General features: G+C 46.4%; 11 protein-coding genes. 10 read left to right on the top strand and 1 reads right to left on the bottom strand.

Going from position 1 to position 12030, the window contains the following annotated elements; all coding sequences use genetic code 11:
• Nucleotides 1-50: 50 nt before the first annotated feature.
• Nucleotides 51-833, bottom strand: a complete 783-nt coding sequence (locus H5647_RS19080) for an OmpA family protein (RefSeq protein ID WP_082087121.1) — start codon at nt 831-833, stop codon at nt 51-53.
• A gap of 389 nt (nt 834-1222) precedes the next feature.
• Here H5647_RS19080 and murJ point away from each other — a divergent pair, with 389 nt between their 5' ends.
• From murJ to H5647_RS19030, 10 genes are all read left to right on the top strand, one after another.
• A complete protein-coding gene (gene murJ, locus H5647_RS19075; RefSeq protein WP_121495394.1) occupies nt 1223-2737 on the top strand; it encodes a murein biosynthesis integral membrane protein MurJ in 1515 nt (504 codons plus the stop codon).
• Nucleotides 2738-2909: 172 nt separating this feature from the next.
• A complete protein-coding gene (gene ribF, locus H5647_RS19070; protein ID WP_045860617.1) occupies nt 2910-3854 on the top strand; it encodes a bifunctional riboflavin kinase/FAD synthetase in 945 nt (314 codons plus the stop codon).
• Nucleotides 3855-3940: 86 nt separating this feature from the next.
• On the top strand, nt 3941-6742 hold the full coding sequence (gene ileS / locus H5647_RS19065) for an isoleucine--tRNA ligase (RefSeq protein ID WP_045860616.1): 2802 nt from the start codon (nt 3941-3943) through the stop codon (nt 6740-6742).
• On the top strand, nt 6735-7250 hold the full coding sequence (lspA, locus tag H5647_RS19060; protein WP_052692214.1) for a signal peptidase II: 516 nt from the start codon (nt 6735-6737) through the stop codon (nt 7248-7250). The genes ileS and lspA overlap by 8 nt, the downstream gene beginning before the upstream one ends.
• On the top strand, nt 7247-7696 hold the full coding sequence (gene fkpB, locus H5647_RS19055; RefSeq protein WP_045860614.1) for an FKBP-type peptidyl-prolyl cis-trans isomerase: 450 nt from the start codon (nt 7247-7249) through the stop codon (nt 7694-7696). The genes lspA and fkpB overlap by 4 nt, the downstream gene beginning before the upstream one ends.
• 27 nt (nt 7697-7723) lie before the next feature.
• On the top strand, nt 7724-8656 hold the full coding sequence (gene ispH, locus H5647_RS19050) for a 4-hydroxy-3-methylbut-2-enyl diphosphate reductase (RefSeq protein WP_045860613.1): 933 nt from the start codon (nt 7724-7726) through the stop codon (nt 8654-8656).
• Between the two features lie 434 nt (nt 8657-9090).
• The gene (locus H5647_RS19045; protein WP_082087120.1) at nt 9091-9633 is read left to right on the top strand and encodes a GspH/FimT family pseudopilin; all 543 of its coding nucleotides are present in this window, start codon (nt 9091-9093) and stop codon (nt 9631-9633) included.
• Nucleotides 9634-9662: 29 nt separating this feature from the next.
• Nucleotides 9663-10211, top strand: coding sequence for a type IV pilus modification protein PilV (gene pilV / locus H5647_RS19040; protein WP_052692212.1), 549 nt, complete (start codon nt 9663-9665; stop codon nt 10209-10211).
• Between the two features lie 2 nt (nt 10212-10213).
• Complete coding sequence (locus tag H5647_RS19035) at nt 10214-11308, top strand: PilW family protein (protein ID WP_045860611.1); 1095 nt, start codon at nt 10214-10216, stop codon at nt 11306-11308.
• A gap of 73 nt (nt 11309-11381) precedes the next feature.
• Complete coding sequence (locus H5647_RS19030; protein WP_045860610.1) at nt 11382-11999, top strand: pilus assembly PilX family protein; 618 nt, start codon at nt 11382-11384, stop codon at nt 11997-11999.
• Nucleotides 12000-12030 lie beyond the last annotated feature (31 nt).

Genomic DNA, 12030 nt, shown 5'->3' with positions numbered 1-12030 from the left:
ATCCCGGCCGTTAGGCCGGGCAAGACTCGCAGGAGGCGAAAAAGTACGGGTTAGAAGGCCTGGCTTACTGCTACCGTGGCGGGGGTAGGATTGGTATACACCTCAATGTGAACTTTTCTTTCTAAGGCGTAGGCTTCTAAATTGCCATCGTATTGTTGTGCCAAGCTTGAACCATGCGCGTAATATTCAATGCGTTCGTCAGCGATACCCCGCTGATGTAAGGCTTCGACGACATTGAGTGCACGCTCGGCAGACAGTACATTGTTGTATTCATCGGTGCCGCGCGGGTCGGCGTAGCCATCCAGGCGTACACTTAATTGAGGGTTGTCTTGCATATAGTTCGCCAATGAATGGATACGCTGCAGGTCTGAGTGAGAGAGTTCATCGATCCCTGTTGGAAAAAGCACCATAAATTCCAGTTTATTAGCAGCGCTTTGTTCCAAGCGGCTTAGTTTCTTTTCCTGTTCCATTGCTTCAGCACGCATGGACGAGAGTGATTTTTCAGCGATTGCCAAGTCGTTTTTGTCTTTAACGGCGGTCATGCCTTTCTCTCCTATGTAGACACCCGACGCCGCACCAATCATAAAGCCCGCAGGGCCACCGGCTATGGCACCAGCGATAGCGGCGGTTGTAGTGAATAGAGTGCCGAATAAGCCAGCCTTTGTTTCATCCGACATACGCAGGTCTTTTGCTGTGACGGATGAGGAGGCCACTAGGGCCACTAGGCCAAGTGTGCCGACCAGATTTTTAAGGTGTGTATTTGAGCGCACGTTGGTGGTGGGCGAAGCGATATTTGAGGTAAGGGTTGTAGTGTTGTGTGGGAATGTGTTCATCGTAACTATCCTTTAGTGGTGTTTGTAAGGGTTGTGTCATGGCTAGGTAGAGTGTTTTTGCGTTGTTGCTACCGGGTACAGATTCATTAAACAAAAACATAGCGGCGATGAAGTGGGAGTGTTAAGGCAATTCGAGGATCAAAAAAGATGAAAAATGGCAGCGTTCAACAGAGCAAATAATGATCAGTCGCTTGATTGCGCTTAGTATTAATTCGCTATAGAGTTGCGCGATATTTAAAGACCTTCGCGTTGTGTGTTGGCGAGAAAGGTGTGCCCTCCCTTATTCAAACGAGATAATCGATATTTTGGCTTCGTCAGACTCCCCCTCTTCTTCGAATAAACCGGCTAAGCCCCCCAGCTTGCTGCGTTCTAGCGCTATAGTCAGCGCAATGACTATGATCTCTCGCGTGCTTGGCCTAGTGCGCGATGTTCTATTCGCTCGTTTTCTTGGTGCGGAAGCATCGGCAGATGCTTTCTACGTTGCGTTCAAAATTCCTAATTTTTTACGCAGACTCTTTGCTGAAGGTGCATTTGCTCAAGCATTCGTGCCTGTATTGTCGGAGTATCGCGCGCAAGGTAGCCAAGAAGCGGTACGCAATTTTATTGATCGAATAGCCGGGTGTTTGGGGTCAGCGTTAATTATGATCTCGGTGTTAGTTGTTGTGGCCGCTCCAATATTTACGGGGGTTTTCGGCATGGGTTTTATGTTTAATAACCCTGAAAAGTTTCAGTTAACAACAGAGTTGCTGCGCATTACGTTTCCGTATTTATTGCTTATATCGTTGACGGGGTTTGCAGGCTCAATTCTTAATAGTTACGACCAATTTGCGGTGCCTGCATTTACCCCCGTGTTACTTAATATTTCGTTAATCGTGGCGGCGGCAGTGGTGTCTCCGATGATGCAGGAACCCGTATATGCGTTGGCATGGGGCGTTATTGTCGCAGGCATATTACAGCTAGCGTTTCAGGTTCCTTTTTTACTGCGTTTAGGTTTATTGCCGCATCCAAAGGTAGATTGGGGGGATGAATCGGTAACGAAAGTATTGAAGTTGATGGCACCTGCTATGTTTGGTGTGTCTGTTGGCCAGATTAACTTGCTTTTCGATACTATTTTGGCCTCGTTTCTACCCGACGGTAGTATCACATGGTTGTATTTTTCAGATCGTCTTACCGAATTACCGCTCGGAGTTTTTGGCGTTGGGATAGCAACGGTCGTATTGCCTAACCTTTCTCGGCAATTCATATCTGGTGCGCAGCGTTATAGTGCAACGTTAGATTGGGCCTTACGTATGATAATGTTGATCGGTTTTCCTGCGGCCCTAGCGCTTGTAGTCTTGGCAGAACCCATCTTATTTGCGTTGTTTCAATATGGAGAGTACCGACCGGTTGACGTTCAAATGTCGAGCTACAGTTTGAGGGCCTACGCGCTGGGTTTGGTAGCCTTTATGATGATTAAGGTTCTTGCGAGCGGCTACTTCTCACGTCAGGATACGCGTACCCCCGTGCGTATTGGTATTATCGCAATGGTGGTGAATATGGGGATGAACCTGCTTTTCGTTCTTCCGTTCCATTTTTATTGGCAAATGGGGCATGCGGGTTTAGCGTTGGCGACCTCCTGTTCGGCTTTTTTAAATGCAGGCTTGTTATACCGAGGCCTGAGGCGCGAAAAAGTGTATCAGCCGGACGACCTTTGGTTGCGTTTTGGAGGACAAATGCTCATTGCGAATATTGCCATGGTGGCTTTTCTACTGATTGTGATGCGCTATATGGGCGATGTCTCTTCGCTTGAAGCATACGGCCGTATCGTGCGTGTACTATCGCTATGTGTTGCTGGTATTGGGATTTACGTGTTCACGTTGTGGGTGATGGGCATTCGTCCTCGTCATCTGCGAGTGGCAAGTTAGCGCATTCTCGCGTCATTCTTCTTTTGTAGCGCATCGCTTGCACACTCAAGCTGCGCTATAATCGCCGCTTTTCGGCCGTTCCTATTGATGGTAAGTGTATACTTACATTTGTTTCGGCCGCGGGTTAGCCGGGCTTTACGAACGTCCGGTATTGAGGCAAACACTAGTACTCATGATTCAGCAGGAATTTATAAACGGCTTAGGCCGCCTTTCGGCTTCTCATAGAGGCTGTGTTGTGACTATTGGGTCATTTGATGGCGTGCACCGTGGTCATCAAGTGTTGCTTGAGCAGTTAAAGCAAAAGGCTGCCTCACTTGGGTTACCTTCATTGGTCATGGTATTTGAGCCGCAGCCGTTTGAATATTTTTCCCGTGAGCAGGCGCCAGCTCGATTGATGCGTTTACGTGAAAAAGTCAGTGCGTTATTTGAGCAAGGCGTTGATCGAGTCTTGTGTTTAAAGTTTGATTCGGCACTTCGTAAACTATCGGCACAGGCTTTTGTTGACCAAATATTAGTCGAGCGTTTGGGGGTTAAGCATTTGGTTGTGGGCGATGATTTTCGTTTCGGATGCGACCGTAAAGGCGACTACCGTTTCTTACAAAGTTGTGGTCGACAAATGGGATTTGCTGTTTGTGATACCCACACTCAGCTTGAGGCGGGAGAGAGAATTAGCAGTACACGCATTCGTGATTTGTTGAGTGTTGATAATTTCCAGCTAGCGAGCGAATTACTGGGTCAAGACTACAGCGTCAGTGGCCGTGTGATTTACGGCAAACAATTAGGGCGAACGCTGGGTTTTCCTACCGCTAATATTGGTTTAGGTCGGTATCGCGCTGCGGTACAAGGCGTATATGCCGTTACGGTGCAGTCGAGAGCTTTTTCGGGTGTCACTGATGCGGTCGCCAATGTGGGCGTGAGGCCAACGGTTGAAGGCGGTAAAAAACCCTTGCTAGAAGTGCATTTACTGAACCAGAGCTACGATCTCTATGGTCAGTGCATTAAAGTAGTCTTCAAACATAAAATTCGTAACGAAAAACGTTTTGACGGCCTTCCCGCACTACAAGCACAAATTGAACATGATGTTATAACGGCACGAGAGTGGTTTGCGAAACCATAATGGCGTAAACCACCATTGGATGTAATATCCCTTAATTTTTAACTGGCTTGTGATAACGAGCTTATTTTGATGAATATCGAGACACTATGACCGATTACAAATCAACGCTAAACCTCCCCAAAACCAGCTTTGCGATGAAAGCTAACTTGGCTCAGCGAGAGCCTCAAACGCTAAAACGTTGGCATAAAGAGGATCTGTATCAACAGATCCGCAATGCGAGGGCGGGCCGGGAAAAGTTTATTTTACATGATGGGCCTCCCTACGCGAACGGCGATATTCATATCGGTCACGCCGTTAATAAAATTCTTAAAGATATCATTATCAAAGAAAAAACCATTAGTGGTTTCGACGCCCCGTACATTCCCGGTTGGGACTGTCACGGTTTGCCTATTGAACATAATGTTGAGAAAAAAGTAGGCAAAGCGGGTGCGAAAGTGGACCACGCAACGTTCCGCAAAAAATGTCGTGAATATGCGGCTCGCCAAGTAGAAGGGCAGAAGAAAGATTTTGTTCGCCTTGGTGTGTTGGGCGAATGGGACAATCCATATCTAACCATGGACTTTAAAACCGAGGCCGATATTGTTCGGTCACTGGGTAAAATTGTCGAAAATGGTCATTTGTTTAAAGGTTTTAAACCCGTCTACTGGAGCGTAGTAGGCGGGTCTGCTTTGGCTGAAGCTGAAGTGGAATATCAGGATAAAACGTCTTTTTCTATTGATGTAAAATTTTCTGTGGTAAACGAAAGCGATTTTATTGCGCGAGTAGGTAATGTCGCGGGAAACGGAAAAATTTCAGTGGTTATTTGGACCACAACACCTTGGACGTTGCCGTCTAACCAGGCGGTAAGCCTAAATGCCGACCTTGATTACGTAATACTGCAAGTGGGTGATGAACGTTTACTGCTTGCAGAAGCGTTGGTGGAATCTGTTGCGAAGCGTGTGGGTATAGAATCGTTTGAGGTGCTTGGGCATGTGAAAGGTGCCGTGCTTGAAAATGTGAATTTACAGCACCCTTTTTATGCACGAGAAGTTCCTATTATTCTTGGCGATCACGTTACCACTGATGCCGGTACGGGCTGCGTACATACCGCACCGGATCATGGCGCAGACGATTTTGTAGTGGGTGCCAAGTACGGTATTGGTACGCTTAACTATGTGAATGGCAACGGCCTTTATCGTGATGTTGTTGAGGTTTTTGCGGGTGAACATGTTTATAAGGTTGATGAAAAAGTTATCGCGCTACTGGATGACAAGGGCGCGTTATTGCATCAAGAAACGTTCGTTCATAGCTTCCCTCATTGCTGGCGAACCAAAACGCCCTTAATTTTCCGAGCCACTCCACAGTGGTTTTTAAGTATGAATCAAAATGGGTTGTTGGATACCGTTAAAAATGCGGTAGACGGTGTTCAGTGGATTCCTGAGTGGGGTGAGGCCCGTATTCGCTCCATGCTCGATTCGAGCCCAGACTGGTGTATTTCCCGGCAGCGAACGTGGGGTGTTCCCATTACGTTATTCGTGCACAACGATACTCAAGAACTGCACCCTGAAACGTCAGCTTTAATTGAAGTAGTGGCGAAACGCATCGAAGAAAAAGGCATGGATGCGTGGTTTGAGTTGGATGCAACCGAGTTGTTAGGAGAAGAGGCAGGTCACTATACTAAAGTGACGGACACCTTAGATGTTTGGTTTGATTCTGGCGTTACACATTACTCGGTAATGCAGCAGCGTGATGAGTTGGGGTATCCCGCGGACCTTTATCTAGAGGGCTCCGATCAGCATCGAGGCTGGTTTCAGTCATCCTTAAAAACCGCTATTGCGATCAACAATACGGCCCCTTATAAAGAAGTCTTAACGCACGGCTTTGTGGTGGATGCTCAAGGCAAGAAAATGTCTAAGTCCATTGGCAATACTGTATCCCCACAAAAAGTTATGAATGACTTGGGCGGCGACGTATTGCGCTTGTGGGTCTCCGCTACGGACTTTAGTGGCGACATGAGCGTGTCGGATGAAATTTTAAAGCGTACGGCAGATTCGTATCGTCGTATTCGCAATACTGTGCGCTTTTTCCTCTCCAACTTAAACGATTTTGAGCCCGAACAGCACAGTGTTCCATTCGACAGTATGGTGGCGCTAGACAAATGGGCCGTTGATCGCGCAGCGAAATTACAACAGGAAATATTGGGTTGTTACAACCGGTATCAATTCCATTTAATCTACCAGAAGCTACATAATTTTTGTGTGGTCGATATGGGTGGTTTTTACCTCGATATTATTAAAGATCGTGTTTACACCATGAAGGCGGACAGTGCTGCACGACGCTCCGCTCAAACGGCTCAATACCATATCGTTCAAGCGTTTGTGCGTTGGATAGCGCCCATTTTATCGTTTACGGCGGACGAAGTTTGGCCCGCGCTCCCAGGAAAAAATAGCACGGATACAGTTTTTACGGCTGAGTGGTGGGCGCTACCAGAACTGAGTGATACAGAAACGTTATCGAATAGTTATTGGCAGACGGTGGCAAAAGTGAAAACGGCTGTTAACAAAGTGCTTGAGAGCCAACGTAGCGAAGGTGCTATTGGCGGTTCATTGGCGGCCGAGGTTACGCTTTACTGTCGTGATGACGTGTTCGACGTACTGTCGCAACTGGACGATGAATTACGCTTCGTACTTATTTGTTCGAGTGTCACGTTAGAAAAAGCGTTAGACGGGCAAGGTGTTGCCACAGAGGTGGCGGGATTATCCGTTGCGGTTACAAAGTCGGAGCATGAAAAATGTGCGCGTTGTTGGCATCATTTGCCCGATGTAGGTACACATGATGCCCATCCCGAGCTGTGCGGCCGTTGTATTGGTAACGTAGATGGCAACGGGGAGGAGAGAGATTTTGCTTAAGGTATCGTCTTTACCCTGGAAGTGGTACGCGCTCGTTTTTGTTGTGCTTATATTGGACCAATTGACAAAAGCTTGGGCAACGGCTTCGCTGGATTTTTATCAATCGGAGCGTGTTACCTCTTTCTTTTATTATACGTTACGCCACAATTATGGTGCGGCCTTCAGTTTTCTTCATGACAGCGGTGGTTGGCAACGTTGGTTTCTTTCTATATTAGCTGCGGGTGTAAGTGGGGTGTTATTCGTATGGATAGCAAAACTTAAAAGTAGCCAATGGCTCGAAACGTGCGCGTTAGCGTTAGTGTTAGGCGGCGCGCTCGGTAATCTAGTTGATCGCGTGCTACTGGGCTATGTAGTCGATTTTATCGTATGGCACTATCATGAATATGAGTGGCCGGCGTTTAATATTGCAGACGCATCAATATTTTGTGGCGCAGTGTTATACGCATGGGACACATTATTTACCAAAAAAGGTGAGTCATCCGGTTCAGAAAAGGTTAAATCAAAATGACGAGTTTAATCGTAGGTGAAGGGATGCAAGTGACGCTCTTTTTTTCTCTCACGCTTGATAATGGCGATGTAATTGACTCTAATTTTGACGCTAAACCCGCTACATTCGTTGTAGGTGATGGTAACTTGATGCCAGGGTTTGAAACCTCTATTTTTGGTTTGTCTGTTGGTGCAAAAGCGTCGTTGACGCTGCCGCCAGAAAAAGCGTTTGGGCAGCCTAACCCGAATAATATACAAACGGTTCCGCGTAATAGTTTTACCGAAGAATTCGAACTTTCAGTTGGTTTGGTTGTGTCTTTTGCCGATGCGGCAGGAGGCGAAATGCCGGGTGTTGTTGCCGAGATCGGTGAGCAAGAGGTAAAAATCGATTTCAATCATCCTTTGTCGGGTAAGCCTATTACCTTTGATGTTGAGATTGTTGACGTCGAACCTGCGATTACCCACTAAGCCGACTTATAATTGAGCGACTGTTCCATGGAAATAAAGTTAGCAAATCCTCGTGGTTTTTGTGCTGGTGTAGACCGCGCTATAGATATCGTAAATCGTACTCTTGATGTTTTCGGTGCGCCTATTTATGTGCGTCATGAAGTTGTACATAACAAATTTGTGGTTGAGAGTTTGAAACAGCGTGGAGCCGTCTTTGTCGATGAACTGCACGATGTGCCCGATGATGTGATTGTCATCTTTAGTGCTCATGGTGTTTCACAAGCGGTTAAAAATGAAGCGTCTAGTAGAGGCTTGCGTGTATTTGATGCTACTTGCCCGTTGGTGACAAAGGTTCATGTTGAGGTGGCGAAATACAGCAGTGAAGGCCGAGAATGTGTCTTGATTGGACATGAGGGGCATCCCGAAGTGGAAGGAACCATGGGGCAGTACGATACCTCTACGGGAGGAGCCATTTACCTTGTGGAAGATGAGTGTGATGTTCAAAAACTACAGGTGAAAGACCCGTCTCGTTTGTGTTATGTAACACAAACAACCTTATCAATGGATGATACCGCTAGAGTTATCAATAGTTTACGTGTGAAGTTCCCGTTAATTGAAGGGCCGCGTAAAGATGATATTTGCTACGCAACTCAAAATCGTCAAGACGCAGTTAAGCAATTGGCGCTCGAATGCGATTTAGTTTTGGTCGTGGGCTCACCCAATAGCTCCAATTCGAACCGTTTACGCGAGCTTGCTGAGCGTTGTGGATCCTCCGCTTACTTAGTGGATGGTGCAGAAGATTTGGAGCAGCGTTGGTTTGACGGCGTAAAAAGTGTTGGTATTACGGCGGGTGCATCGGCGCCCGAGGTGCTCGTTAAGGAAATTATTCGTGGGCTAGAGAAGCTCGGGGCGAGTGCTCCCACAGAGTTAAGTGGGCGCGAAGAGAATATTAGCTTTTCCTTGCCTAGAGAATTACGTTAATAGCAGTGCTATACGGTCGAGTCTATTTTGCTTAACACACGATTAAACCCTTTATTCAAAGGGTTTAATCGTGTGTTTTCTGTACAGGCTTGGTGTCTCAGTTAGTTACTCTCCATTACAGGGTTAATAAAACCGTAAGCAATTAACGGTGGTTTGCATTGCGGCGTATTAATACTTTGTTCTTGGTCTTTTTTTCTCATGTTACTTATTTTTAACGGGTCCGGTTTATTGCCTGTTAGTGTTTGAATTGTTGCATGTGTTTTTTCCTTTTTTCCTCTCATTATTTTGTGTGTGATCGCGCTAGCTTCGTGTATTCTTTGGCGTGAATAACGCTATTTATCGCTCAGTTACACCGGTTATCCAATGCGTTATTCGAGGGTCAATTAACTTTGATATAAATGCCTCCTTGGAATAAGGAATCATGGGAAAAGAAAATGTTTGTTGTATCTCGCCAGAAAGGGCTTACGATTCCTGAATTAATGATAGGGATCGCGCTGCTCGCTATTCTTACCAGTTTTGCGGTCCCTAGTTTTACAGGCCTCATGCGCCGACAAGAACTCAATGCTCAGTTGAGTTTACTAACCTCTACTCTTGCTTTTGTTCGAAACGAAGCCGTCACCCGCCAAGAAAATATTGTATTTTGCGGCTCGCCCAACGGTTCTAGTTGCACATCTGGAACCGATTGGAGTGACGGTTGGTTGGTGTATGTAGATACTGACGATGACAATATTCTCGACCCCAGCGAAATAGTGCTTAGACGCGGTGGCGAATCTGGCGGGCGGTCAACACTTAATGTGGTCACGGCTACGCCACAGGTTATTAAATATAATTCGTCCGGTGAAGCAGGTATTGGTGTTTCAACGGTTTATCTTTGTTCGGGTAGCGCGATTTCGGGTGCTGATACGGATAAGTCACGAACACTCAGCGTATCGAATGTTGGAAGTGTGCGAGTCGCCATGGGGGCTACGTGCCCTTGATGTACTCCGAATGTAATGGAATATGAGTTATGAGCAATAAAACAGCGTTATTAAATTTTCCTCGATCGAGATGCAGGCAAAACGGTGCGGCAATGATGGAGATGGTTGTGTCTCTCTTTGTGCTCGCGATTGGCCTGATGGGGACATTGTCCATGCAAATTAATGGCGTTAACAGCAATCAGCGTGCGCATTTTGTGACGGACGCAAATGTGTTGGCCACTGATATGGTCGACCGTATTATGGCTTACAACAGTGGTGATATTACGGAAGATAACGATGATTATAACGGTATTTATTCAGCCGATATTGGTACTGCAGATGCGAGCGGTTGTATAGCGACTGGCTGTAATGCAGCGGCCCAGAAATCGTTAGATGCGTGGGAATGGAGCCAGGCGATAAAAGCGCGATTACCGAGCGGAACCGGCGAAGTTATTCATGCTTCTGGTGTGTACACGGTTGTATTGAAATGGTCTCAAGGTGACGCGTTTGTTAATGCGACTTGCAGCAATATTAAAGCGTCCGCTTTAAAAGATACCGATGCAACTAAAGCATGCCTCGCTTACCAACTGAGACTGTAATAATGCATTTGACAACAAAAACATTATCGACATTGCAGCGGGGCCTTGAAGAGCAGCGCGGGGTTAGTATCGTCGAGGTCATGGTCTCGATCTTGGTCGGGTTATTTATTCTGGCGGGTGTTATCCAGCTGTATGCAACTTCAAGCCAGAACTCAGTGCTCATAAGTGGCTCTTCAACCATTCAGGAAAATGCACGTTATGTATTTTCTCGTTTGGCTAGTGATGTAGCTCAAGCAGGTTACGGGGGGTGTTTTAGTATTTCGGCCCGATCGGCTTTAGGCGTAACACGATTTAAAAGTGTTGTTAGTGGTAATAGTGGCTCAGGCGATATTTACGACTTTAGCGAATTTATTTCAGGTACAAACGACACAGTGTTAAATGATTTGACGTTCGATTCTGTCACGGTACGTTATGCCTCCACACGCGAGCGGCACCCCGTAAAATCGTTTGCGGGAACCACAATTAAAATTGTCAATAGTCGTTCTTTTAAGCAAGGACAAATAGCGTTGGTAAGCGATTGTTCTCGCACGGCCATGTTTAAAGTCTCTAATGCACCTGGTGGTTCCGGAGATGTTAACTTTGCCCTAGAGCAGGATTCTGTTACCTATAATTCAGATACTGATTTGGGTTTTGAACCGGTGGGCTTTGAAGATATTAATACGGTTACACCAGGCATTCCTGTGTCGTTTGTTCTGGGGGGAACAACAGGCTCAGCAATTTATCATGTAGACACAAGTGCTGCGGGTGTCGTTGCTAACGTGGAATGTAGCTCCACGGCACCACAATATTGCGCTTTATTTCGGCAGACAGGAACGAACGGAAAAGGCGACGAATTAGTTGAAGGTGTCGAGCGGTTTGATGTTGAGTTTGGCTGGCAAACGTATTCAGGAAATGACGATACGTTATTTTTTGCCGATGCGAGCGGTGTAGGTGCAAACTGGAGTTTGGTCGATCGAATAAAAGTAACCGCGGTATTTAACTCTGTTAATCGAGCGCCTACCAATGTGGGAAGTGATTTTATCGATCGAACGTACACTCGCGTATTTTCATTGCGTAATCAGTTCCCCGGCGATGCCGATTTGCGGAATTCGCCTTAGCGGTATTGGCGGTTAATCGTCGTGATAACCTTAGCCCCATTTATTTAATTATTTTTGTAACGCGAGAGGCCGCATGAAGCGAACTAGCCCATATTGTCAGCGTCAGTCGGGCGCAACATTAGTTATTGCACTTATTATTTTGTTAGTGATGTCGCTGATTGGGATTTCCAATATGCAATCATCGACTATGCAGGAACGGATGGCGGCAAACGTTAGACAAAAAACAGTTGCATTTTATTCTGCAGAATCCGCACTTAAAGCTGCCGAAGCATGGTTTTATTCTACGGTAACTAAGTCTGAGGATATTACCGATTTCAATGGTACTAGCGGCCTTTATTCGTCCATCGTCCGCCCTGGTGGGGGCGTGGCGGTACCGCTAAGTGGCGTTATCACTGACGTTGGTAAGCCAAGCGATTGGGGAACTACGGGAATTGTCCAGCATGACGGTGGCAATATAGTCGATGAAAAATTAGTCAGTCAGCAGCCTCGATATGTTATTGAGTATTTGGGCAGAACCCGTGGTACATCGAATAAAACTGTGTCAGAACTCAATTCAGATTCGAAAGGCGAGGGCGAGTTACACCCTTACATGTTTAGAGTTACGGCAATAGGGTGGGGCAAAGATAAGAATATTTATACTGTGTTAGAGGCGACTCTGCGCACAGGCAGTAATCATTATTTTACGTATTAGCTGAGGTTGTTTGCGGCGTATTCGAAAGCCA

The organism is Teredinibacter purpureus, from assembly GCF_014217335.1.
GTDB lineage: Bacteria > Pseudomonadota > Gammaproteobacteria > Pseudomonadales > Cellvibrionaceae > Teredinibacter > Teredinibacter purpureus.
The sequence above is the reverse complement of the archived record's forward strand: the minus strand, read 5'-3'. Positions and strand labels throughout refer to the sequence as shown.